Below are 26,072 nucleotides of genomic sequence, written 5' to 3' on the forward strand. Positions count from 1 at the left end.
AGATAAAAAATACGGATAGCATTCAGGAGAAGAAAACAACATGCAGTCATACGATATCGCAATTATTGGTGGCGGAATGATCGGTTTGACCCTGGCTGTGAGCTTGTCGGGTCATGGTTTTTCCATTGCGGTATTAGACACTTCCGAGCCAGCTTCTGAATGGCAACAATGTAATGAAGATTCTCCTGAACCCGCACTGCGAGTGAGCGCCATAAGCCTGGCGACCGAGCAGGTTTTTCGTCATTGTCAGGTATGGGATGAACTTGTGAAGACGCGAGTGTGCTCTTATACCGAGATGGATGTGCGAGAGCAAGACAGCTTTGCGCAGATCCAGTTTTCACATCATCAGGTTCAGCAACCTTATCTAGGCCATATCATTGAAAATGATCGTATTCGTGCTGCGCTGTGGCACAAGGCTCAACAGTGTGAAGATATTGCTTTAATCGCCCCTTGCTCGGTGAAAACTCTGCAAATGGGAGGCAATACTAACGTTATTCAACTTGAAAGTGAGCAGTTACTTACAGCTAGATTGCTAGTGGGAGCTGATGGTGCTCAGTCCCGAGTAAGGCAGCAAGCGGGATTTCCTGCTGCGTTTTGGGACTATGAACAAAAGGCGATTGTTGCCACCATTAAAACGGAATTACCTCATGGGCAAGTTGCCAGGCAGGTATTCACACCAACAGGGCCTTTGGCTTTTCTGCCGCTATGGAACGAGTATTTGTGCTCTATTGTCTGGTCTCAAGACACCGACACAGCCAATGAGTTATTGGTACTCGATGAAGCCGAATTTAATCAGCGATTAGCTGTTGCCTTTGATTTGCAGTTGGGAGTTTGTGAATTACAAAGCGAGAGGCAAGCTTTTCCACTACGTATGCAATATGCGCGTCAGTGGATCAGTGAAGGTGTTGCTGTTATTGGTGATGCGGCGCATACCATCCATCCTTTGGCGGGTCAGGGAGCGAACCTGGGGATTCTTGACGCGGCAGCATTGGCGGAGACGCTGATTTCGTTGAAGCAAGAAAATAAGGACATCGGTGCGGTTAAACATCTACGTGCTTTTGAACGCTGGCGCAAAGCTGAAGCCAGTCAAATGGTTGCGACGATGGAAGCGTTCAAGCAGTTGTTTGCGGGTTCTAATCCGATGCTGAAACTTATTCGTGGAGTCGGTATGAGCCTGACCAATCAGCTGCCTGTAGCCAAGCATTTGATTATTCAACGGGCGATGGGAATTAATGGAGAGCTGCCAGAGATGGCGAAGTTGTAAGCCTGACTTATCCATATAAGGGTTTTTAGCGAGAAGCTGAATCAAGTTCAGCTTGGCGAGTGGTCTGGCATGTAAATGCAAATGATTTATCATGGAATGCTTGTCATCCCGGCCTACGAGCCGGGATCCAGAGAAACATCAGCTGATATCGAATATATCAATCGTACTGTTTTAGATAAACAATTGATTTGCTACCAAGCATTCTGGATGGCGTATCAAGTACGCCATGACTTTCTGAACAGCATAGTTTTAAACGACTTGGTCATCCCGGCCTCCGAGCCGGGATCCATGATGTGGTAGTGGCAAGTGCGCTGGGATGTGAAAGCCCACGTTGTGAGTTGATGCACCTATTAACTCGGCGGATAAATACACAAACCGCAAGACTTTGCTAACAGTCTATAAAGCCTGCTGCTTTATGAGAAAAGCTATACTCATCCGCCGGTTTTTAACGGACTTTAGTAAACCCGGAAGCTTCTTCAACGAATACCGGCGCAATTTAACCTCTGATGTTGAACTCAATATTCATGGAAAAACGCCAACCGTCCAATGGTTAACCTCCCTTCCGAGTGGCAGAAAAAAGCATGTGCTGTTTTTGTATCACCCATTAAATCATTCTGTATAAAGTATGGTCGAGCGATTTAAGAAAGTGCCTAAAATAAGTCTCAAAAAGAAATAAATGATACGATGAAGCTAATTTAATGTTGATTGTGGCAATAATATTTCATCTAACAAAGTTAATACTATTAAGGTAAAATAACATACCGTAAAGCTGTTTGTATTGGCTTGGATTCACTCTCCATTTTCAAAATGTTGGGTAGATCTTAACTAAAAGACGTACTTGTAGCCATGTGGAGTGATGAATGACATGTTGAACAATGAACCTCATTGGGGGGCTCGTTTAAGGCACTTGCTGCAAAACCAGCAGAACTTAAAACAGCTCGTATTAGCCAGCGCGGTTGGCGTAGAAGAAAGTACTATTTCGCGGTGGTTAGCGGGAGGAAACATTAAAATAAGCCACCTGATTGCCTTATGTGAATACCTGGATGTATCTGTTGATTGGCTACTTCTGGGACGAGGCACTCCGGTGTTGCACAAATATGTCGGAGAAAACCACGACGCCTTGAAGAAGCTTCCCCAAGACATAAAAAGCGATTTGTATCAGCTAATCGAAAAACTCTCCATACAGCCTGATTAATTTTATTTAACCTGAGTTCAGATTATTTAAACAGGCTTTTTATTCCCTCCCCCTAAAAAAATAAGGCATTTGGTTGTTATAATTACCTTATTGGTTTGTGTTTTGTTTTTTCTTTTAATCTCTCTTTCAACTTTTTAATTCCCGCCGTCCTTAAATTGAACAAAGATTCGAGCTAAAAGACGATGTATTTAAATTATCTTGCGTGGCATGCAAGTAAATTGCGTGATGCGCAAGGTAAAACGCTTTACCGGATAAAAAGTTTGCCGTTAAATGGCTCTGGTATTTTTAAATATACCTTTTATGTATTTTCATACATCGGGTTTGGCTAAAGCACTAACTTATACGGATTGACTATGCGTTTATTAACACTTTTTTCTTTAAAACAATGGCTGCTATTGCTGGTGGCAACGTCGCTTATTTTGGTCGCAGTACCCAAAGCAAATGCGGCCAATTTTAAACTGGATAAAACACGGGTTGTGTTAGATGAAACCACCAGCAGAGATGAGATTCGTATTTATAACGATTCCGATGTTTTACAAAGTTTTAAAGTATCGCTCATTGAAATGGAAATGAACGAAGAAGGCAGTTTGATTGAGGTCGAATCGTATGCCAAATCCGCGAAGCCTTACTTGCGCATAGGGCCGCGTATTTCCCGCGACGTTAAACCTCACACTTTCCAGAAGGTGCGCATTATTAAAAAGGAAAGCCCCAAAGCCGGGGAATACCGCTCTCATTTAGTGGTGGAAGCGCTCAACCAAGAGCCTGTTAAACAAGTGAGCGGCATTTTTATTCGCCCCAACCTGAAATACGTGATCCCTGTGTTTGTAGTGCAAGGACAAGAAGGCGGTGAGTTGCAATTTGGTGAACCTGTGGTGACGGACGAAGGAAAATTGGATTTGGTCATGACACGCACAGGGGAAGGTTCAGTGAGCGGCAATATTGTTGTCACCGACAAAAACAGCGAAGAAATCTACCGAGCTAACCAAGTCAGCATTTATCCAGAGCTATCGCGCCGCATGCTTAAAACGGAATTAAATATTGCCGACTTCAAGGGGCAGTCCCTGACCTTTATGTTGGAAGATCCCAAACAAGATAACGAGATTGTGGTGCAACGGGTACTGACCTTGTAGCCCACACCCCGTTTAAGTGTTGATGCAGGCGATGGCTCGCTATGCATGGGCACTTAACGCTTCGCGATAAGCATAATAAAAGAACATAACAAAAGACATTTATGTTATCGCAAAGCAAAAAAGAGCAGTGAGAAAGCAGTAAGTAAAAAAGCAGTAAAACGAGAAACCAAACCAGGCATCAATAATAAAAACAACGGCCTGAAAAACATAAACACAGACATAAATAAAATCAATTGGAGAGCAAAAATGAAAAAATCCGTTACTTTACTCGGCGCTTTAACCTTAATGAGCTCCGCAGCGATGGCTGACACCTTTACTGTCGATGTGGATGTGGATGTGACACTGGGGGAAACTCCGCTATCGTTGGTGCAAACCGCCGCTATGAGCTTTCCGCAAGTGAAAGTGGACGAAGCTACAGTAGTGGGCGCTGATTGCCATTCTTCATCTAGCAATGGAACCGGGTTTGATAACAGAACGGCGACTAACGCCAATAGTCTGTGTCCCGGATTAAATGGTTCGGAATCTCAAGTTACTTTTACAGGAGTGCCTAATGCGGTGATTTCAGTTACTCAAGGGTCAACTGCACAAACAACCAATGGTATGCGTTTTACTACTAACTATAACTCTGCTTTTACGCGCACTTTGTCCGGAACAGATGGAACGACAAATGTTTCGATGCAAGGAACCATCACTATGGTAGACAAGGCTGCGGTTTCTGATGGCTTGTTAACCTTTACTTATGACGTGAGCGCCGCGTATCAATAAGAACGCCTTTAATCCTAAAACATAGCTTGATAACTAGGCTATTTTTCCTCCTTGCTCCTTTTAGCAGTTGGGAGCTGAAGAAATACATACTGTAGAGAACAGAACAATGAACAACGTGAACAAAATCTTTTTTACCACCCTAGCCCTGCTTTTTTCTAGTATTAGCCAGGCCGATACCTTTGACGTGGAAGTTGAAATCAACAATGTGTTGAATACACAGCCATTAACTATTGTGCAAACTCAGGCTATGAGCTTCCCTGTGATCACCATTGACGAAGCTTCCACAGAAGGCACCTTTTGCTATGCATCTAATCGTAGCTATGAAAATGGCGGGAAGACGACAGCGACTAGCCTTTGTCCAAATATAGCAGTACCGGAGTCTCAGTTGACAATTTCAGGCACCAAGAATGCGTCAGTTTCAATATCTACAACATCGTCAGCCGAGATAAAAAACGGATTTCGATTTGATGCGCTTAACAGTACAAGTGGCACCACCGTCGTTCTTTCCAATACTGATGGCACTTACGTAGATAATGTATGGGGAAAAGTAACGCTGGTTGATAAATCAGCAGTTGTCAGCGGTCTTATTACTTTCTCTTTTGATGAAACAGTGGCTTACCAATAAAGCGCAATGCTAGCCAAAGGATCGTCATGACCGTTCACCTTTGTTTCGTTTTAAGCAGCCTTCAGCCGCAGGGAGCGGTTGCGGAGCCTCCATGGATGGCGTTTTGGCGAGTCCGCGTAAACGATGCTTAGGTGACATAGCTCTGACTGATAGCCTGGAATAATAGCCAAAAACAGTGATTAAAGCGTCAGCGGAAAGAAAGGGGGGAGTGCGATGATATTGGGTAAATTACGTTCTGTTGTATTGGCTGTTTTGCTGGCAGGCTTGTTTCTAAGCCTTCCCTTTGCGGTCTTTGGCAATAACGGTGGCAATAATAGCAATGAAACGGGAAGTGAAAATGAGAGCGAAAGCGAGGGGCAGACGGAAAATATCCCGCTAGAAATGCACCTATCTCGCCCCATGCGCTTTCCCAAAATCACCATTAATGAGGCATCAAAAGACGGCAGCGTGTGCGTCGCAAACGACGGTAAAAATCCGCAAGACAGTTTGTGCGCTAACGCAAAAGGTAATAGCGCTAAATTAACAATACGCGGCAATGCCAGCGCCCAAGTGTTTGTTCAGTCCGAATGGCAGGATGCACCGCAGCAAGGTTTTGCCTTTCGCTCCGCGGTTTCGCCCCAGCATTTAACCCTGGATAAAAACGGTAAGGCGGATGCTTATGTGCAAGGGCACCTGACCCTGGTCGATAAACACGCCGTCCGGGACGGTAGCTTGCCCTTTACCTATACCCTGCTGCTGAGCTATCAGTAGCGGTTGTGAATAGCGGCTATGAGTAGAAGCAGCTAATAGCAGCAAGCAATAGCTAAACAGGAATCAATATGAAAAGCAAAAAATACACACAAAGTTGGCCTGTGCGATTGGCATTGGCTTTAACCCTGACCTTGGCTTTTATCACCAATAAAGCCTTGGCAGAACAGTACTCTGTGGATGTGACCGTCAGCGCGTCACTAGACGAAGTGCCTGTTGTGGTCACGCAAACCCAGGCCATGACCTTTCCGACTATTAGTGTGTTGTCTGATACGTTGGAAGGGGCGGATTGTCATTCCATTGATATCTCACATCCTAATGGAAATAGTAAAGGGTTTGATGGCACTGCAGCAACGACACGTAACAGTCTATGCCCAAATAGATCAGGAACGCCAGCCTCTTTTGAGATCACTGGCACGCCCAATGCTCTTATTCGAATATCAATCGTGATGCCGGTGCAAACGCAGTCGGGTGTCCGTTTTTCGGGGACTGGGTATGAATATGATACAGTCGTTCCCAGCTCAGGCATGTATAAAACCAATCTTTCTGGCACTGTTGCCTTGGTGGACAAAAGCTTAGCCACGACAGCAGCGTTAAGCTTTACCTACGACTTTTCCGCTATTTATCAATAATGCGCCCGAAATTGGAGTCAACAATGAATATTAAAAACACGTTTCGTGCACTCTTGCACATTCTGCTGATTTGTCCTGTGTATGCCTTTGCGACCCAATACACAGTGGAAGTGAATATGGTGTCATCAATAAATAATGATGTCACACTCACTGAAACTCAAGCCATGTATTTCCCTAATCTCGCCGTTAATCATTTTACCCAAATTGGGGCGACATGCGATACAGGCACAAATCAAAAGGGGGTGGATGGATTAACGGCTAATGAAAAAAACAGTCTATGCCCCAACAGTGCAGGTAAAGCTTCCATTGTTAGAGTGCGCGGTAATGCGGACGCCCTTGTGCGAGTATACAGGGGGGCGGCTATTCAGGAGCAGGGTGGATTTAGGTATGCCGCCACACAGATTGAACAAGATTACAATTTGGGTAGTCAGGGTATTCAAGACCTTAGAACAGAAGGCTTCATATCTCTGATCGATAAGTCTTTAGTTACCAGTGGCGTCTTAACTTTTAACTACGAAGTCAGGATTGTGGCTCAGTAAGGTTTGATTTAGTAGGGCTTGGCTGAGCAGAGTGCAGTAAAGCGAAGCGCCGTAGGCGGAAGTGTGCGCCGTCATTTTCAGTGACGGAACAACACACAATTTTATACCCCTGCGACGCTTCTGGCACTCGCTGAGGCTTTCACCTATCTACTTAAACGCTCTCACACGAACTCATATAAGGGCATTCACACAAAACCACTAAACAAACAGGAATGCATGATGAAACATAGAATCGCCAATTTTATGCTTACTTTGTTGGGATTGGTTACTGTGCAGGCGCAGTCAGAAACCTACAATGTGGATGTCGAAGTGGCTTCATCGGTGGGGCAGAACTTACTGACTCTTGCTGAAACCCGACCTACTAGTTATCCCATTATTGCGGTAAATGATGCAACGCCGAACGATGCCCGTTGTGGAGCCAATAATAAACCCAACGACATTGCTTTTGATGGTAATCCAGTGAACAACGTGAACAGCCTGTGCCCTCAGCTTACGGGTGAAACATCAATTATCCAATTTACAGGGGTGCCAAATGCAACAATTAATATAACGTATAGTGCGCCCATTCAAGACAAAGCCGGGATACGTTTTTCACTCGCTCACACAAATTTAACCACGCTAACGTCATTTACCTACAGCACTGCATTTCCGAGCACGGAGGGCATCTTGTATCGTAATATTTTTTCAAAAGTCGAACTCTACGACAAATCTCTAGTTATTGATGGCGTGCTTGATTTCACCTATGAAGTCACCGCCGCGTACCAATAGCGCATTATCTTAGGGCTGAAAGAGTTGTTAAGGAATGTCTCGTCTCTTTTGGATTAGTTTCTTTCTGATTGGTCACTTTCTGTTTTGGCCTGTTATTACACAGGCCGAGGAAGAGGAGGTTGAAACGGATTTTGTGTTTGCCGACTTTCAGCTCGATAACCGTAAAACGGGTGTCGAGCTGGATTTAGCCACGCGGGACTACGAACAGTTTTATCTGCTGTTGGACACTTTTAACGAGCAGTTTGTCAGCGAATTTGTGTGTGATGTTGCAGAAGGCGCATCAAGTGGCGAGTTAAACGGACTGTTCTGGGATGGCGCAGTATCTGTTCCTTTAGAGGCTGAAAAGTACGACTATTTTATTCAGGAGGGCGACTGCTACATTAATATTCACCTGCTGGACGCCCTTGAAGTACGTTATCGCTTCGATGAACATCGTCAAATCTTTGCCATACTCACCGAAGGTCGCCATCCCAAAACCAAGGCCATCAAGTTAGCCGCCCGCAAAGAAATGCTCGCCAAGCTTAAAGAGAAAAAATCTGCCAGCCTGGAGGTGCCCGATCACTATTATTTGGGTACCCCCCCTGTACTGGATATTTCAGCCAATGACCGTTGGCAAAATAATCAGCATCGTTTAGGCACCTATGTTCAAAGTGTGTTCGACTTGTTGTATCACCAAACCGAAGCCCAGCTCAATTGGAACAAAGGGGATGCGCTGCGAGGCCGGGCGAAAATGTCGCGTAAAATCCCCTGGGGGGGTGATCGCTTGCATTACCAAATGGGGGATATTCAAAGTGGACGGCAAAGCTTGTTCAACTTGCCCAGTCGTGGGTTGGGTTTTAGTTTGGGGGAGCGACAAAATGTCGGACAACGTGACAGTATGGACTTGTCGGGTTACACCCAGCCTTTTAGTGAGGTGGAATTGTATAAAGATGACTTGTTGGTGGATTTTATCGCGTTAGGTGAGGCGGGCTTTTACGAGTTCAAAAATGTGGATTTTAAGGAGCAGAGTACCCAGTACAAGATAAGGATCACCTCGCCAGAAGGGGATGTGACCGAAGAGTGGGTGCAAAGCCCGGGTGAACATGGTTTAACGGCGGGGGAATGGTCGCCGGGGCTAATTTATCTGGACAGCAGCCAAGCACTGTTTGAAGAAGTGGGAGGGAATAGGAGTGGACGATTGATGGCGGCAGATGTGCGTTACGCTTTGTCGGCGGAGCGGCTTGTGACACTCGGTGTAGAGTACAAAGATAATCCTTTTGGTCAATCTTTGGTGTATGGCACGGCGGGTGACCGCGACTTGTGGGGGTGGCACGCTGACGTGAAGCTGGGCTATGCCGATACTTGGTTATACCATGTGAATGTGGGCACACAACTGGATTTTTTGTTCGGTAAGCACAATGTGACCTTTTCCAGTAACAAGCTCCAAAACGACGACAATCTGAGTCAAAGTCATAGCGTTAATTGGGGCTTTCAATGGCAAGATGTGAACCTGAATTGGTCAGCGTCAAAATCCATATTGTCGGACAATCAGTCCTTGTTTCAAACCTTGGAATTGGGTTATAAAACCCAGCAATGGTCTTTGTCACTGCAAGGGCAACAGACCGATAACGAACGTTTTGTCAATCAGGAAGACACTCAAGCGAATGGCGAGGACGGGACTTTGGCGCAAGGTGCGCAGGTTTCGGACAAAACACAGCACCGATCCTTCTCTGTTGTGGGATCGGCAAACGGCGACTTTGGCAATCTGAACGTGAGTTTTCGTCGAGACTTGGGCGCGTTCGGACAGCGCGCATTTGATTTAAGCTACAGCAAACGATTTCACGGCATCAATGCCGGATTATCCTTTCGTTGGGATCTCGCACAGAATACACGCAATACATCATTAAAATTGTCTCATCGCTTCGACGCGTTTCGTTTAAATGGCAGTGTGGGTTATAACGATACATCGGGTTGGTCTGTGGGGTTGGGCATTTCCTTTGGTTTGCTGTCTCACTCGCCCTTTTCCAGCTTGTCGAGCGTGTCGGCGCTGCGTACCTCAGAAGTGGAAATGACGCCTTTTTTGGACTTGAACGGCAATGCTCAATGGGATAGCGACGAGGATTTTCTACCACAAGTGTCACTGAAAGAGCGCAACAAAACCTTCCGTAAGCAAGTAGCAGAAAACAAGATCAAACTCTATGGTGTGGACGCCTACAATCCTAAACTTTTTACGGTGGATGACAGTGAGCTGGAAAACCCTTTTATCATGCCTACCTATAGCGATATTCGTTTGGAGTCGCATCCCGGCGGCAAGGTGAATATCGCGATCCCTTTTCAGGTGCACTACGAACTGGAAGGCGAAATTCAATTGTTCGACGCAGCGGGCGAGCAGAAAGACCGCGTAGGACAGGTGCCTTTGCATTTATACAAATTGAATGAGGCAGACCCACTTTTTATTAAAACTTATTACTCCGAACCCGATGGCTTTTATGTGTTGGATAAAATTAAAGCAGGGCGTTATCGATTGGTGGTGGACAGCGAATTTATGCAAAACAAGTCGGTGGCTTGCACCCTCTGTGAATGGCATTTTGATACTCAGAACGCGGTGGATTATATTCTCTATGCTGACGTGATTGCGCTTACGTCCTTGCCAGAGAGGAAGGGTAGGTAAATTAAACTTGGAACCGGGGCTTACAAATGCCGCCACACCAACGACCACCGCATCATGGATCCCGGATGACTTACGCCTCCGGTGTGACGGTATAGGTGAAGCCGTGAGATTGCTCATATCTTGCCTTTCTCAACATCCCGTTAAGGAACGCGGTTTTCATCGCAATGACACCAGTATTAGAACAGCATCGCCACTCAACTTGCGTGGCACACAAGTCATTTGCATGCCACGCAAGTTAAAGTGCTCCAGAATTCGGTTTTTCATGCCGTTACCTTGTTTACAGCAGATGTCTGCGTGCCTTCAAAAAGAAGGTCTTTAACAAAACATAAAACAAGGTAACACAATGAAAAAACACATTATCAATGCCATTCTTTTAGGAGCACTTATTACTGCACTTCCTCTTTCTGCTACGACATACACATTATCGGTAGAAATTAACTCTCGATTGGGGGAGTAACCTCTGACAGTCACCGAAACTCAAGCAATGTCATACCCTGTATTGGATGTGAATGATGCGACATTGGTGGGATCGTACTGCATGGCTAACGATCAACCTAACACGCTGGCATTTAATGGCGAAGCGGCTAACGAAGCGAACAGCTTGTGCCCTAATTTGACAGGGGATGGTGCCATAATACAGCTTTCTGGCGTAAAAGGAGCCACGGTCACAGTCAACAAAGTCATAACAAAACAGGAAAAAGGCGGAGTGGCATTTGCTCATTACACTGGAAATCCATGGAGTGATGTACGTAATTACCAATTATCGGCGACTAGTGGCACCGTTGGAGTCGGTTTATGGTCGCGCGTGACGTTAGTCGATAAATCCTTGGTAACGGATGGTATCTTGGATTTTACTTACGACATTTCTGCTGCCTACCAGTAACCTCCTTTTCTCTGCCTATACACCCACTGTCATGCCGGGCGGCGCAACCGACCCGGGATCCAGAGGGGCTTCAACGGTAATAACCAGTTCCACAATTACCTGGTCAGCAACGACAGGCGGTTAAACATAAATTCCGCCAGTTTTCCTGCAATGTTATTGCTGCTATCCTGAAACGCCTTCAAGTGAATACTTACTTCGCCTAAGTCTGGTAATTTATCTGATTCTATTTCTTTTAATTCCGAAGGGATCGTACTGCGAGCCAATGCGGTAATGCCCAAGCCTTCTTTAATCGCGGCGGTGATCCCGGTTAGGTCAGAATTGGTAAAACTGATGCGCCAGCCTTTTTGCTGTCGCTCCAATTCCTGCAATATTTTTCTGCGGTATACGCAACCATCGGGAGCGAGTACAAGAGACAATTGCTCTTCGATGGGGCGATTATCGGCGGGCCCGACCCATACCAGCCTGTCGGTAATGGTTTGTTCATCGGGATGGATTTGATGTCCAAGTACCAATAACAAATCGAAAGCTTGTTGACTGTGTTGTTTCAGCAAATCAGCGCTTAAGGCTGACGTGACTTCCAGCGTAACATCGGGGTGAGCATTATTAAATGCGCCAATAATATTGGGTAGCAGCGTGGTAGCGAATTCACTTGGAATACCAAGGCGAATTTGTCCTGAAAGCGGTGCGATTTCAAAGTGCTGAAATATATGATCATTCTGCTTAAGCAGCTCAACCGCCATTCCATACAGCTCTTTGCCATTTTGGTTTGGCACCTGACGCTGGCCTTCGCGCTTGAATAATTTACAGTCGAGCTGTTGCTCAAGACGCTTTATTTGCAGACTGATAGCAGGTTGTGAACGGCTCAGGTATTCCCCGGCCTTGGCAAACCCACCTAATTCCACTACCGCGACAAACGCCCTAAGGTTGTCAATGGATAATTGTTTCATTTACGACTTTAATGAGTGTTGGTAGGATGATTAATTTAATTAATGAGTATGGGAAAGGCAAGTGTTAACTGGAAAAAGGGGACACATACAATTAAACAGTTTGGTCATCCCGGCCTACGAGCCGGGATCCAGAGAAACATCAGCTGATATCGAATATGTAAAGTACACAGTTTCGATAAGCAATGAATCTGCTATCAGGTTTTCTGGATGGCGTATCAAGTACGCCATGACCGCTTTTAAAGAGCTTGGATTGTAAAAGCAATTTGGAGAACCTGAAACAAGTTCAGGTTGACGAGCAATATTCCATTAAAATGCAAGGCCATAATACTAAACCATTTTGTCATCCCGGCCTCCGAGCCGGGATCCAGAGAAACATCAGCTGATATCGAATATGTAAAGTACACAGTTTCGATAAGCAATGAATCTGCTATCAGGCTTTCCGGATGGCGTATCAAGTACGCCATGACCGCTTTTAAAGAACTTGGATTGTAAAAGCAATTTGGAGAACCTGAAACAAGTTCAGGTTGACGAGCAATATTCCATTAAAATGCAAGGCCATAATATTAAACCATTTTGTCATCCCGGCCTACGAGCCGGGATCCAGAGAAACATCAGCTGATATCGAATATGTAAAGTACACAGTTTCGATAAGCAATGAATCTGCTATCAGGTTTTCTGGATGGCGTATCAAGTACGCTATGGCTTCCTTTTTAAGCACCAATAATAGGAAAAGTGCTCAAATCTCCAAAAAGGCTTTTAGCTGTTCTTTGCGTTCCATGCCGTCTTTGTAGCCTAGTTGGATCAGTTCCTGGCAGAATGAGCCTTCGAACATCAGGTAGCTGGGTAAGCTGGATTCTGAGTGTTCCGATACGCCGATTAATTTCAACAAGGTACGAATGCCTGATGGTAGGTTTTTATAGTGCTTACGAGCGATGGCGGTCAGGTCTTGTGAAGGTTTGATCACCATGCAGTCGATAGGTTTGAGCTCGGTACTTTTTAATTGTTCCGGGGTCATAATCGACAGGGTTTTATTAATTCTTTCCAATCGCTCAATGTCTGCGTCGAGCGTATCGGCAAACAAGGTGTCCAGTAAGTGGCCTGCCACTGTGGCACTTCTTGGGAATATATGCGGTTGCATGCGCAGGTTTTTATCACGTTGCCCCACACCGACCACCAAGACTTTTTCTGCCCCTAAATGAATAGGGGTGCTAAGTGGTGACAATTGGTGAATGGAACCGTCACCTACATAATCGTCGCCCAGTTGTACGACAGGGAAGACAATCGGGATTGCCGCTGAGCCGAGTAGGTGATCCACTTCCAGTTTGCAAGGTTCGCCCCGACGTTTTTGACGTTGCCAGCGGCTTTGGTCGGGTTGTCCTTGAAAATAGCTCACGGAATCGTGAGAGCTATAGCTGGACACGGTAACACTGATAGCGCGTAGATATTGAGTATGTATGTTGCGGTCAATGCGTTTAAAGTCGAGCATTGCGCGTAGTAATCTGCGCAGAGGCCGGTTGTCGAGCAGGCTGCCTTTTGAATTGCGCACGTCGTCTGACTGGTATTTGGAAAAGTAATTTCCAGCCATGTGGCGCAAGGTGCCTGACATGCTGGCGACGTATACCTGTTCGGTGCTGAAGTTCTTCCATACCCATTCCAGTTTGCGAACGCCTAAATGGTAGCACGAGGCATAACAGGCTAAGGCTGTTGCATTGATGGCTCCGGCGGACGTGCCGCACAGTACGGGAAATGGAATATGGTGATTGCGAGGAAACAGGCTGGTAATAGCTTTTAAAACACCTACCTGATAGGCCGCTCTTGCGCCGCCTCCAGTAAGCATTAATGCAACATTGCTATTTTGCATAGTTGTTTACCAGCCTCCTTTTTAATGAAAGTCAAAGGAATATTTAGTGAATATCAAGGTAGCCGGGTATTTCGTTTACGTTGATTTCATCCAGTTGTTCTTCGCTCAGGAATTTTTCTGCATATTCCCGATAAACCTCCTGCTCGATAAAGACTTTGAACAGGTCTGCGTCGATATGCATATCCTTACACATAAATCCCATAATGCGAAGACATTCGCTAATTTTTTTACCCGGTTTGTAGGGGCGATCTGATGCTGTGAGAGCTTCAAATATATCGGCAATGGCCATCATTCGAGCGGGAACCGACATTTCTTCTTTAGTGAGCCCTTTCGGATACCCTGTGCCATCCATTCTTTCATGGTGTCCACCTGCAAATTCAGGAACCCGTTTCAGGTGTTTAGGGAAGGGCAGTGACTCCAGCATTTCAATGGTGATTTCCATGTGTCGGTTGATGATGGCTCGTTCTTCATTATTGAGAGTGCCACGCACAATTTGCAGGTTGTAGATTTCTTCTTCGGTTAACAGTGGATGGGCTTCGCCGTTTATCATCACATGATACATTTGGCCTATGTCGGCAATACGTTGTTGGGCTTCCGGGCTCATGAACTCTCCGCCCACATTGGCTTTTTCAACAAAATCCCGTGCTTCCTCCAGCTCTTGCAGCTTTTCTGCGGTGTCGTTGTTGATATGTTCCTGTAAGGCGGGTTCCTGACATTCCAGAAGCTGTTCCAGTTGCTCTACTTTTACTTGCTGAATGGCAAGTTCAAAGCGGGCTTGTATGAGTTCGATGCGGTCAAAAACCGCTTCCAGCTTGGTTGACTTGTCCATGACATATTCTGGTGTGGCGATTTTGCCGCAATCATGCAACCAGCCGGCGATGCTTAACTCGTGTCGATCTGCGTCGTCCATGGTGAAGTCGGCAAATGGCCCAACATTATGACGATGCACTGCATCGGCAATCATCATGGTTAGCTCTGGTACTCGGCGACAATGCCCGCCTGTATAGGGGGATTTTTCGTCGATGGCTTTGGCGATCAGGCGAGTGAATGACTGAAATAGTTCTTCCATGTTATCAATTAGTTGGCGGTTGGTCAGGGCCACGGCTGCCAGCGATGCTAACGCTCGAATAGATTCTTCGATGGTTTCACTGAAAGGAACGACGTTGCCATTTTCCTCTTGCGCGTTAACCAACTGCAAAACCCCATTGAGTTCACCTTCGTGATTGGTCATGGGAATGGTGAGTACCGATTGGGTTTTATAGCCTGTTTGGGCATCCATATTGCGAGGGCCTGATAAATCATATTCGGTGACATTGTAGACGTCCTCAATGTCGATGACTTTGCCAGTAGCAGCTGCATGAGCCACTAAAGCGCCAGTATTGGGTTTACCATCAATGAAGATTGGAATGGGATCAAAGGAAATTGGTTTGCCTGATGAGCCACCTATGTACATATTAAGGGTGTCATTCAGCAGTGTGTCAAAACGGAGTTCCTGATTTTCAGTGATCCCGTAAATGGTGCCGCCATCGGCATTAGAAAGGCGCTTGGCTGCCAGCAGAATTTTTTCCAGCAATAGCGTGGTGTCTTTTTCCGATGACAATTCGATGCTGATATTGACCAGTTCCGCCAGGACTTTATCGACTTCCATAGATGCGCTCCTATTTACTTGTATGGGTATAACTACCATCCCAATCTTGGGGTAATACCATGTTTCTCAGTTCGGTAATGCGTTCCAGATAAATCTGATACAACTTTACCTCGGGTGAATTGTGCAACAGTTGTGTGAACTTTTGCTCTGCTTCATCCCATTTTTGTTTGAGATAACTGTCATAAGCTTGGTGATATTGGGGAATTTGATCGAATTCCCGGGCAGACATTGTAGTTTTGTCTACTGGCTCATAAATACTCACCGCTTTGCTTTTTCCTTTTACTTTTACTTTATCAATGGCACGAAATTCAATATTCGGACATTGATGCTTTGTAAATTCACTGACCAGACATTCAACACCATAGAACTTGGTGAGTCCTTCCAGGCGCGAACCTAAATTGACGGCATCGCCAATAACCGTATAGGCTCTACGGAATGTAGAACCCATGTCACCCACGTTCATATCGCCAGTATTAATACCTACACCTACATGGATTTCAGGTAATCCATCGGCTTTAAAATCGGCGCGTAATTTAGCTGTAATTCGCAGCATTTCCAGTGCGGTTTTAACGGCATTCTCGGCGTGATTGTCATCATCCAGTGGTGCTCCCCAAAATGCCATCACCATATCGCCAACATATTTGTCAATCGTGCCTTGGTGTACAAAAATGCATTCGGTAATCGGGTCAAAATATCGGTTTAATAGCTGCTTTAACTGGTTCGCTGAAAGCTGCTCAGAGATTGTAGTGAAACTACGAATATCGGAGAACAATACGGTGAGCTCTTTCTTTTCGCCTTCCATTGATATGTCTTCGGGGGTTTCCAGCATTTTGTCGATATGAGCGGGGGGGACGTATTGATTGAAGATAGATTTAATCTGTTGTCGTTGCCGAGATTCTTTAAAGAAGCCAATGGCAATGTTATAAGCCACTAAAAATACAATTAGCAAGATGGACGATACCAAAGGGAGGGCGATATTGGCTTGATGCCAAAGCCAAATATTTCCACCTACGGAAATGGTTAATGCCAGCATACCGGCAAAGGCCATTTGAGTCGGCCCAAGTTTGGGTAATATGATCGCCAGGATCATCCCCATTATAGCGAGATAAATGGCGATAGCCGCTTCCCACCAGTCGGGACGATATTTGAGTAGTTCTGGCTGCAATAAGCCTTCCAGCACATTGGCGTGAACTTCAACGCCGGGGTATTGCACCCCCATGGGAGTAGCACGTAAATCTGCCAGACCTATAGCCGAAGTGCCAACAAACACCACTGAACCTTCGAACAGGCTTGGGTCGAACTGGTTGTTAACGATATCAATGGCTGAGATATAAGGAAAGCTTTTGGCTTGACCGCGATATGGGATCAACACTCGGCCTTCTGCATCGGTAGGGATGAGCTCTTTTCCGATCACAACCCCTTCAATATTGTTAAATCGCCCTGCTGGTTGGGTTTTAACCGAAATGTTATCCGCAAGAGCATATAAGCGAGCGGCTTCCAGCGCTAACGAGGGGTAGAGTGTATTTTCGTAGCGATATATCAATGCGCTTTTTCGTAAGAAACCATCTGGGTCGGGAGAGGAATTGATAAACCCTTCGCCTGATGACGCATTATGAAAACGCGGTAGGCTGGTGACATATCCCGAGTATTTTCCCACTACCATTTGATGATCCACGGGACTATCACTGGTGACGACGCGTTCAGGCAATCTGCCTCTACGCATATCGTCGTTTTGCAGTATGTAACCTAATACGACATCGGTGCTGGAAAAGCTTTCAACGAAAGCTAAATCACCATCCATTTCTGTTACTAGCTGGGCAATGAGTTGATTGGTGGAGTCGCTACTTTGGTCGGGGTGAGAGCGTAGCTTTTGTTGTACTTGCTCAGCGGGATTACGCTCGGCTTCGGAAAAGATAACGTCGAAGGCAATAACAACAGTACCCGCATCGCTAAGATTTTTGATTAGGGTTGCCAGTTTGTCTCTTGGCCACGGCCAGCCGATTTCCGACATGGTTTTTTCATCAAGATCGATAATGATGATCTCGGCTAAACCTGAGTCGCGACTTTCCAGTGTGCCTTTTAAACGCAGGTCGTAAACTAATCCTTGAGCACGCTCCATAACCTGTCTAAGCCAGTCAATTTGAGCGAACTGTAACAGGATCACCAAGACACTGATGGCAAAACCGACTGTGATGGATCGGTAGGTTTTACGTAGCGCCTTAAGCAGTTTCATTCCTGATCAAAATCGATGGTCAAGCCTTCGGCGGCTGCAAACATTTCCATATCGACCTCGGCAATTTCGACGACTTCCTGACAATGTTGTTCAACGGCTTCGATTTCATCGTCAGTTCGAATATGGTCATGGCTGTATAAGGCCAGGCGTTTGGCTCGACTAGCCATGGCAAGCTTAACCGCTTCTTCGGCGACAGAATGTCCCCAGCCTGATTTGGCTGGCATGTCCGACATCATGTATTGGGCGTCATGAATAATCAGGTCGGCTTCCTCTGCAAAATACACCCACTGTAAAAAGTCGGTTTCTTTTTGATAGGGAGGATAGAGTTCGTTGTCTGTGATATAGGCTATTTTGACGCCATCAGCCTCTATGAGATAAGAACTTCCACTGCCGGGGTGATTCATCGATCGACGAGTAATGGTGGCGCTATTGAGCGTCCAGGTGTCGGTGTCGGAGGGAATTGGGCAAATCTCGATATTGGATTGCAGAGAATGATAGTTCACCGGGAAATAGGTTCCGGTCATTTGACGCAATATGGCGTCATGATCTTCCTGACTGGTTTTCCCCGGCGTAATAAAGATATTACGTCCAGGTTGGTAAATGGGAATAAAGAAAGGAAAACCCTGAATATGATCCCAATGGTTGTGGCTTAGCAACAAATGAATATCGGTATCTTTGCCTGCCAGTTTTTGGCCTACCGATTTTATTCCTGTTCCTGCATCCAGGATGATATCCGTACCGTCGTTTAATTCGATATGAATACAGGCTGTGTTGCCACCGTATCGAATAAATTGCTCGCCTGGTGAGGGGATTGAGCCCCTGACTCCATGGAAGGTCAGTTTCATATATGCTGTATAGTCGTTTCGTTCTGTTTTACCAAGCTTGAGAGTTAATCTGTGCCTTCGACAGTATTAGCTACGATGGAATGGTAATAATTGTTTATTTTGCCTCTGGTAAACAGTATACCGTTAGCCGTTCATTTATGTGCTTTTCAATTTTATGCGTTTTTCAATTGAGCTTTAAGAATAGCCCTCGATTGCATTTGTGCATGGATTATCATGCTTTTCAAGGGCTAATTTGAGTGCTTTTTCGAATACAGCTTAAAGCACGACTTCGAGCATTAAAAAACGCGCTAGTAGAATCCTACTGCACTTGCGTACTTAAGTACAAAAATATCCCATTCCTGATCAATTTGTGCGCTACCTGTCATGTAAAGATTGCCTATCGAATCAATCGCAATATCTCTGACTTTGTAACTCTCAGCCAGGTCATAACTTGGGAAATGGTTTAGCTGAGTCCAGTCTGATTTAAAGCGATAGAGCTCAAACCCCTTGTCTGATTGTCCTGCAATAAATATCGCTCCGAAGCTATCCACTTGCACCGCTGTAGCAGAACTATAGTTGGTGGATGAGAAGCTGGCTGCATTGATATAAGTGCCATTTATGTCATAGCGTTTCGCAATCATCTGATTATTGCTTTCACCAACGACAATAATGTTGCCTTCGGCATCAAGAGCGACATCATAAAATCCGTTATCGATACTGTCTCCCTGACCGTAGTACAGAATGCCATCGCTATCAAAGCTGGTGTCCAGCACACCTGTTGGGTCGAACTTCACCATGAATGCATCGTACTGAGTTCCACCAAATATTTCACCGACGGCAAGGAGCTTGCCATCAGGCAATCTGGTGATGCTCATCAGTTTGGAGTCGTTCAGGAATGCCAGTTCGTAGTTCACTTCTCCGGGGGAGCTGGCGAATGAGCCTGCCAGGGTACCTGATCGATCTATTACGGCTACGTTGCCCTTGTTATTTTCAGAACCAACCAGCCAGATATTACCCATATCATCTACGAATTGTCCGCTTACATTGTTGGTGTTTGCTGTGGCATTGACAACATAGCTGGAGGAGTTAAACGAGCCGTCCAGAGTTGTGCTATTGGGCTGTAATCGGCCTGCACTGATATCATCGTCGACTATACCTGCAACAATGGTTTTGGATTGAACGTTGATATCCAATGTTGTAAAGCGCGAAACGATAGCGTCATCAATGATGTGAATACCTTCCCCGCCATCATAGCTGGTATCGGCAGAACCATCATGGGTGAAACGGGCGATAGCCTGATCAACATCATTATTAACGGAGTCAAAACTGTTACCCGAGACAAGTATGCGTGAATAGTGATCCAGTTCGATATCGTAGCCGTGATCACCGAAACCAAAATCGAAGCGTAAGTTGGACTCACCATTAATGATGGTGCCGTTGCTATCCATATGTGCCAGGGCGAAGTCGTTATTGCTTTCTCCAAATACAACCAGCTTGCCACCTTCTTCAAAGGTGAAACCTTTCATATTCGTCCAGTTAATCACATCGTTTGATAAGCGCCCCTGGCCTGCATTCAGGTAGTCTTTCTTAAGTATGCCTGTGCTATCCATTTTGATGATGTAAGGAATAGTGCTGGCATCTTGCAAATGTACCCAGATATTGTTGCTGGCATCTGATTTGATTTTCGCTGATGTTGGCACTGTATAAGTGGTGAGATTATAGGTGCCGCCGTTAGCGAAGTTAGTATCCAGAGCACCTGTGCTGGTGAATTTCTGAATCCATCCACCAGAGTTATCCATCAGCACGACAATGCTGTTGTCACTGAGTGCCGTAACGGATTTTAGGGTGATATTGGCCAGAGTCATTACTCCGCTTGTCGCGAAACTTGAATCCAGAGTTCCGGCTGCGGTGAACTTCAAGATAAGTTGGTCAGTCGAGCCATAATCTTGAGCCAATACATAGATAGAACCGTCGGCACTCATTGTCATATCAATGCCCGTAGCACCGACATAATCAGTGATGCCTGAAGTGCCAAAGCCTGTAACCATTGCCCCTGAGTCATCAATTTTAATCAATCTGACAACGGGTGTGGCATCTGCTGTGGTGGTGGCAATCAATAGATTGTTACTGTTGTCGATGGATGTTGCGAAGGCGGTAGCCGTTTGTACCCCGTTGAAATCATCCTGAATACCATCGCTGCTGAAAGGCGAGTGGAGATTACCGGAAATATTAAACTTCAGAACTCGTAAGTCGGAATCGTTATACAGTCCCGTTACTAATAAATCCTGGGCACTGGTGGTATTAACCGCTTTAACAACAAAGGACGCGCCAGCGTTGTGCCTTAAATAACCTGTATCGGCAAATTCACTTATTGAGCCAGTGTTACTGGATAGTTTGAAGATGAGGACATCTTCGTATGACACTCCGTTCGGCACACCATAACCTACGGCATAGAATTCGCTGGGGGCGCCTTCAACCACGTCAACAATGGTGTCGTTTGTTATACTCGCTGTGTTATTTCGAACCACTCGGGCATCGCCACAAGACGTGAAACCGGGATCAGCAATATTTATTTTTTGGAAAATATTTACTTCGGTGTTGCTGGTATCGGTGTCGGCGTACATCAGCTGACCATTGCCATTTAACATCGCGCTTACTTTGGTATCACTTGCGCCATTGACTGTGACAATGAGTTCTCCACTTCCGGCAAAACTGGAATCAAGAGTTCCATTGCTCAAGATTTTGATAATACCGATATCGTTGTCGGCTTTACCAAAGGCGTAAAGGTTGCCTTGCTCGTCGCGAATAATGTCGGTGACTTTTTCATTACTGGTGGAGGTGATGTCATGTACCAGATAGCCCTGAGCGCTGTTAAAGCCAGAGGTGTTTAAGGCTGGTGTCGTGGTGAAGCTGTATGTGCCAAACTGGTTGGCATGATCGCCCGCGACAACCAGATTACCATTGGAATCGAAGTTGATGGCATAAGCGATTTCAGTGCTGCCGCCATCGTAGGTATAAATACCGTCACTATCAAAGCCAGTATCCCATGTGCCGATTTCGCTACCATCATTGTTGGAGTCTAAATCAATACGTCCAAGTAACAGGTCATTGTCTGTTCCATTGTGGTGACTTCCTGCAATGTATAGGCGGTTTTCGTCGTCTTTGACAATGGCATGGGCAAACTGGTCATTTGCTGAGGAATAAATCAATTTTCCACCAGAGCCAAAGTTGCTATCCAATGTGCCATCTGCCAGAGTTTGCAGCAGCACAACGTCGTGGTCTGTACCGTTATGATAGTAGCCAAGCACAGTGATATCTGTGTTGTCGTGAATAACCAGTTCCGAGACATAGTCTGCGGAATTGATACCTGGATTCACATCAATTTCAACCAAGCCGTCACCGCCGCCGAAGCTGGTGTCGAGCGAACCTGAACTTAAGAGTTTTGCAATGCCGATTTCAGTATCACCGTTAACAGAATCAGTTGTTTGTGCGGCGATCAAAATATTATTTTCTTTGTCGATGGCAACGGCATAGCCGTGGTCGGTACTACCGAAATCAATGAAGTTTTTGCCTGAGCCGTTAAATGATGTGTCGAAATCACCGTTTGGCAGTAAGCGAATAACAAACACGTCATTGTTGGATTGTCCAACAGCAACGATTCGTCCGTAGTTGTCCAGAGCCATATCTTCAATACGGTCGTTACCACCAAGATCAAGTTGCAGGGCGTTGGATATGCCAAATTCATCCTGCAGCTGCACGGCGAAATTGATGGAATCACTGTCTTTACCATCGCTAACCGTTACCTGAATATTGCTGGCGCTGCTGTCTGATGTGCCAGGAGTACCGGATATCAGCCCAGAAGAAGAGTTGATCGTTAACCAACTGGGGAGTCCTGTGGCTGAATAGGTGAGCGTGTCTTCATTCCAGTCTGTTGCGTAAACCGGGTAGCTATATTGGACTCCGACAGTTGCATGGGTGACAGGCGGAATACATAATTCTGGAGGCGTGTTAGACATATGAATATTGATGCTAACCGAGCCTGTTGCGGTTTTGGCTCCATCGCTAACTGTGTAGGTAAAGCTATCGGTCAGGTTATTTGTTCCATCATGCAGGTAATCGAATGAACCATCGGTATTTAAGGTAAATGCTGAGGCATGGCTTGGTGATGTGGCGATGGTTGCCGTAAGTGTATTACCTTCCGGATCACTGTCGTTTTCTAACACGCCTTGTTTAGCCGCAATGCTAACCTGAACGCCGTCGGAAAGTAATATATATGAATCGTTGGTGGCCGTTGGGTTTTGATCTCCTGCGGTGACAATAACCTGAGCGGTTGCACTACCACCTTTATTGTCTCTGATACTGTAACTAATCGTCGCTGTGCCGCTAAAACCAGCAGGTGGTGTGTAATTAAGTGATGTACCGGCATTGATCGATACACTACCGGTATTTGTGCTGGCACTAAATACTTCCAGTGTATCGCCGTCTGGATCTGAATCATTGTCTAGAACCAGGATGGTGACTGTCGTTCCCGCCGGTGTGGTTGCGGTATCGTCTTGGGCGATAGGGAAGTCATTAACCGGTGTGACTGTGATGGTGACGATAGCGTCGTCCAAGCCACCGTTGTTATCGGATACCGTATATTTGACCGTTGCATCACCATTAAAATTATTAGCCGGTGTAAAGATAATGGTTTCATTATCACCTTTAATTGCATCACCATTATTAGCCAATATTGAAATGATGGTTAGCGTATCTTCATCAGCGTCGCTGTCGTTTGCCAAAGCATCAATGGTGATTTGAATATCTTCGGGGGTAGTGACCTTATCATCTTCCGCTATAGGTGCGTCATTAACTGCTACTACAGTAACAGTAACAATGGCAGAAGCCGATTGTTGGCGAGAGTCTTCGATGGTGTACTTAATAATTGCTTCGCCAAAGAAGTCCGGGGCTGGTGTGTATTGCAGCACTTGCTCACTGGGAATGATGATGACTGTTCCTGTGTCTGCTGTTGCTTCAATGATCGTCAGCTGATCATTATCCGGATCGGAATCATTTTGCAAAACAGGAATTGTTGCTTTTTTATCTTCATCAATGGTGATGTTGTCATCATTGGCGATAGGTGGATCATTAGGCGATAACACCGTGATAGTGACTTTACCTGTGCTGGTTAATCCTGAATCGGATAAACCATCTTTAATGGCATAGGTAACGGTGTCAGTTCCTTCAAAGTTTTCTTGCGCAGTATAGGTAAGAGTTCTGCCTTCATTTATAGAGACAGTGCCATGCAGGGCAGTAGCACTGACAATAACAAGTGCGCTATTGTCATTATCGAGATTATTGTCATTTTCCAGTACGTTAATTTCAGTCGCTTCTCCAAAAATGGCTTCGGCAACATCATCTTCCACTTCGGGAGCATCTGGAATCGGATTAATGCTTAGAGAAACCTGCCCATTACTGCTATTTCCCTGGTTGTCTTCCACCTGATAGGTAAATTCGTCGCTACCATTTTGGTTGCTTTCAGGGGTGTAAGTGAAAGAACCATCCTGATTAAATTCAACCGTACCGTGTTCCGGTAATGTAATGAGTTTACTGACTTTGAGTGTTGAACCGGGATCCGGGTCGGAGTCGTTGGCAAGCAGGCCATTTTCGGCTGTTACTTGTAGCACTGAATCTTCATCCAATGTGTAACTATCCGGTTCGGCTTTTGGTGCGTCTGCTACGGCATTAATGGTAATACTGACATTGGCGTCTGCGGTTTCTCCTGCTGAGTCGGTAATGCGATAACTGAATGCATCTGAACCGACAAAATCCAGATTTGGGGTGTATGTGAATTCTCCATTACTGGATAAATTTACTTCGCCATTGGATGTTGAAGATAACAACGCTACAGTCAATTCTGCTGCTTTGTCACCATTCACAACGTCGGCATCCGAATCATTATTTAGCACGTTGCTCTGGAGCTGAGTATCTTCGTCAATTTCAAATACATCATTGTTGGCGACAGGCAAGTCGTTGATAGGACTAACCGTTAGAGAAACCGTCGCGGATGGTTGTTGTTGGGAAACTCCGTCAGAAATGGCATACATAAAGGAGTCTGTGCCTGAGAAGTTGGCATTGGGTGTATAGGTGAAGCTGCCATCAGTGCCTAATTGCAGTGTGCCTGATTGCGGGGCGACTTTAGCAACCGGATTGACGCTGAGTGTATTGCCATCGACATCGCTATCGTTGCTTAATAATCCGCTGGCATTGACTGTTAGGGAACTATCTTCATTCAGTGAAAAACTGTCGTTTTGTGCGACAGGAAGGTCATTAACAGGGCGAATAATCAAGGTGACGGTAGCGGAATCAATGCCGTTTAGAGGGTCGGCTATCTCATAGACGAAGCTGTCAGTTCCGTTGAAATTACTATTGGGCACATAGGTAAACTGACCTGTATCCGATAATGTCACTTGCCCATGTTTGGCATTTTCAACCAGAGTTGCGACCAGTTCTTGTGCTGATGGATTATCGCCCTGATTATCTGGATCAAAGTCATTATTCATGACATTACCGGATAATGTTGAATCTTCATTGCCAGTAAATTGATCATTTTCTGCAACAGGTAAGGCATTGCTGAATGCCGGAATGGCAATTTCAGCACTAAATGCACTTTCTCCTGAATAGTCGACGCCAGTGATGCGGGCAAAAACAGCAGTTTCGTCTGCATAACCCGTGACTACTTGAGATGTTCCACTAATGGAACGAAAGGCTTGCCCGTTTGCTATGGAATTCACATTTTCCGGGGAAACGCCACGTTCAGTCGAAGCATAAAGGTTATAACGTTGGATGCCTGTGGTGGGGGACCAGTTTAAGGTGAATTCTCCGAGCGTGTTTCGTATTACCTGAATGCCGGTAATTTGTTTGGGTTGCCAGTTAAAGCTTGCTGAATCAATGACATTATCTGGATTATTCGCCCACAAATGAATGACGTTTGTTCCCGGATTTAAGCCAAAGTTAACCGGGTTTACACCATTTTTTACACCTCGGTAATTTGTGCCGCAATTGCCGTTACAAAAGATTAGGCTGTTACCTGTGTCACCAAAAGAGACGCCAACGGAATTTAACGCGACGGTGTCACTGACCTTGAAGAATAAAAACAGGTTGGAGTTATAAGAACTGTTTTCTATAGGATGAACCAATGTCCCCGTTGGAGCCGCATGGGATGGCAGTGCGTAAAAGACAGTTTGAGCGAGCATGACTGCAAATAATCGCTTTCGCCAATGAGAATGCTTGGCTTTTAAACGAGGCGGTTTACCGCAAGTAATGAGCTCGCGATAACGTCTGATTAATGTTGCAATACGCCTTTCCACACTGATTCTCCA

19 protein-coding genes are annotated in these 26,072 nt (G+C 45.6%); 13 read left to right on the forward strand and 6 right to left on the reverse strand.

Annotated elements, in window-relative coordinates; translation table 11 throughout:
- Positions 1–40 precede the first annotated feature (40 nt).
- The 12 genes from KIH87_RS05710 (at position 41) to KIH87_RS05765 (ending at position 11,198) form a co-directional block, all read left to right on the forward strand.
- The gene (locus KIH87_RS05710; RefSeq protein ID WP_232360575.1) at positions 41–1,264 is read left to right on the forward strand and encodes an FAD-dependent oxidoreductase; all 1,224 of its coding nucleotides are present in this window, start codon (positions 41–43) and stop codon (positions 1,262–1,264) included.
- A 75-nt stretch (positions 1,265–1,339) separates the two neighbouring features.
- On the forward strand, positions 1,340–1,564 hold the full coding sequence (locus KIH87_RS05715) for a hypothetical protein (RefSeq protein WP_232360576.1): 225 nt from the start codon (positions 1,340–1,342) through the stop codon (positions 1,562–1,564).
- 565 nt (positions 1,565–2,129) lie between these two features.
- Positions 2,130–2,459, forward strand: a complete 330-nt coding sequence (locus KIH87_RS05720) for a helix-turn-helix domain-containing protein (RefSeq protein ID WP_232360577.1) — start codon at positions 2,130–2,132, stop codon at positions 2,457–2,459.
- 353 nt (positions 2,460–2,812) lie between these two features.
- Positions 2,813–3,589: a fimbrial biogenesis chaperone gene (locus KIH87_RS05725; protein WP_232360578.1), complete on the forward strand. Its 777-nt coding sequence runs from the start codon at positions 2,813–2,815 to the stop codon at positions 3,587–3,589.
- Between the two features lie 246 nt (positions 3,590–3,835).
- A complete protein-coding gene (locus KIH87_RS05730) occupies positions 3,836–4,354 on the forward strand; it encodes a hypothetical protein (protein WP_232360579.1) in 519 nt (172 codons plus the stop codon).
- Between the two features lie 106 nt (positions 4,355–4,460).
- Entirely contained in the window at positions 4,461–4,979 is a 519-nt protein-coding gene (locus KIH87_RS05735) for a hypothetical protein (protein ID WP_232360580.1), read from the forward strand.
- A gap of 213 nt (positions 4,980–5,192) precedes the next feature.
- A complete protein-coding gene (locus KIH87_RS05740; protein ID WP_232360581.1) occupies positions 5,193–5,729 on the forward strand; it encodes a hypothetical protein in 537 nt (178 codons plus the stop codon).
- 68 nt (positions 5,730–5,797) lie between these two features.
- A complete protein-coding gene (locus KIH87_RS05745; protein ID WP_232360582.1) occupies positions 5,798–6,358 on the forward strand; it encodes a hypothetical protein in 561 nt (186 codons plus the stop codon).
- Between the two features lie 23 nt (positions 6,359–6,381).
- A complete protein-coding gene (locus KIH87_RS05750; protein WP_232360583.1) occupies positions 6,382–6,897 on the forward strand; it encodes a hypothetical protein in 516 nt (171 codons plus the stop codon).
- A 216-nt stretch (positions 6,898–7,113) separates the two neighbouring features.
- Positions 7,114–7,665, forward strand: coding sequence for a hypothetical protein (locus tag KIH87_RS05755; protein WP_232360584.1), 552 nt, complete (start codon positions 7,114–7,116; stop codon positions 7,663–7,665).
- A 34-nt stretch (positions 7,666–7,699) separates the two neighbouring features.
- Positions 7,700–10,315 carry a hypothetical protein gene (locus KIH87_RS05760; protein WP_232360585.1) on the forward strand — a complete coding sequence of 872 codons (2,616 nt, stop codon included), beginning with the start codon at positions 7,700–7,702 and terminating at the stop codon, positions 10,313–10,315.
- Between the two features lie 484 nt (positions 10,316–10,799).
- The gene (locus KIH87_RS05765) at positions 10,800–11,198 is read left to right on the forward strand and encodes a hypothetical protein (protein WP_232360586.1); all 399 of its coding nucleotides are present in this window, start codon (positions 10,800–10,802) and stop codon (positions 11,196–11,198) included.
- Between the two features lie 95 nt (positions 11,199–11,293).
- Here the strand turns inward: KIH87_RS05765 and KIH87_RS05770 are convergent, their stop codons facing one another.
- A complete protein-coding gene (locus KIH87_RS05770) occupies positions 11,294–12,145 on the reverse strand; it encodes a LysR family transcriptional regulator (protein ID WP_232360587.1) in 852 nt (283 codons plus the stop codon).
- A 61-nt stretch (positions 12,146–12,206) separates the two neighbouring features.
- Between KIH87_RS05770 and KIH87_RS05775 the strand changes: the two genes are divergently transcribed.
- Positions 12,207–12,401, forward strand: a complete 195-nt coding sequence (locus KIH87_RS05775) for a hypothetical protein (protein WP_232360588.1) — start codon at positions 12,207–12,209, stop codon at positions 12,399–12,401.
- Between the two features lie 480 nt (positions 12,402–12,881).
- On the opposite strand, the gene KIH87_RS05780 is transcribed toward KIH87_RS05775, so the two are convergent.
- From KIH87_RS05780 to KIH87_RS05800, 5 genes are all read right to left on the reverse strand, one after another.
- Positions 12,882–14,006, reverse strand: a complete 1,125-nt coding sequence (locus tag KIH87_RS05780) for a patatin-like phospholipase family protein (protein WP_232360589.1) — start codon at positions 14,004–14,006, stop codon at positions 12,882–12,884.
- Between the two features lie 43 nt (positions 14,007–14,049).
- Complete coding sequence (locus KIH87_RS05785; RefSeq protein ID WP_232360590.1) at positions 14,050–15,654, reverse strand: HD domain-containing phosphohydrolase; 1,605 nt, start codon at positions 15,652–15,654, stop codon at positions 14,050–14,052.
- A gap of 10 nt (positions 15,655–15,664) precedes the next feature.
- A complete protein-coding gene (locus KIH87_RS05790; RefSeq protein WP_232360591.1) occupies positions 15,665–17,887 on the reverse strand; it encodes a CHASE2 domain-containing protein in 2,223 nt (740 codons plus the stop codon).
- Positions 17,884–18,732: an MBL fold metallo-hydrolase gene (locus tag KIH87_RS05795; protein WP_232360592.1), complete on the reverse strand. Its 849-nt coding sequence runs from the start codon at positions 18,730–18,732 to the stop codon at positions 17,884–17,886. Before KIH87_RS05795 ends, KIH87_RS05790 begins: the two co-directional genes overlap by 4 nt.
- Before the next feature lie 287 nt (positions 18,733–19,019).
- Positions 19,020–26,060 (reverse strand): Ig-like domain-containing protein, encoded by a 7,041-nt coding sequence (locus KIH87_RS05800; RefSeq protein ID WP_232360593.1) that lies wholly within the window; start codon positions 26,058–26,060, stop codon positions 19,020–19,022.
- Positions 26,061–26,072 lie beyond the last annotated feature (12 nt).

Origin of the sequence: Paraneptunicella aestuarii, from assembly GCF_019900845.1 — a bacterium.
GTDB lineage: Bacteria > Pseudomonadota > Gammaproteobacteria > Enterobacterales > Alteromonadaceae > Paraneptunicella > Paraneptunicella aestuarii.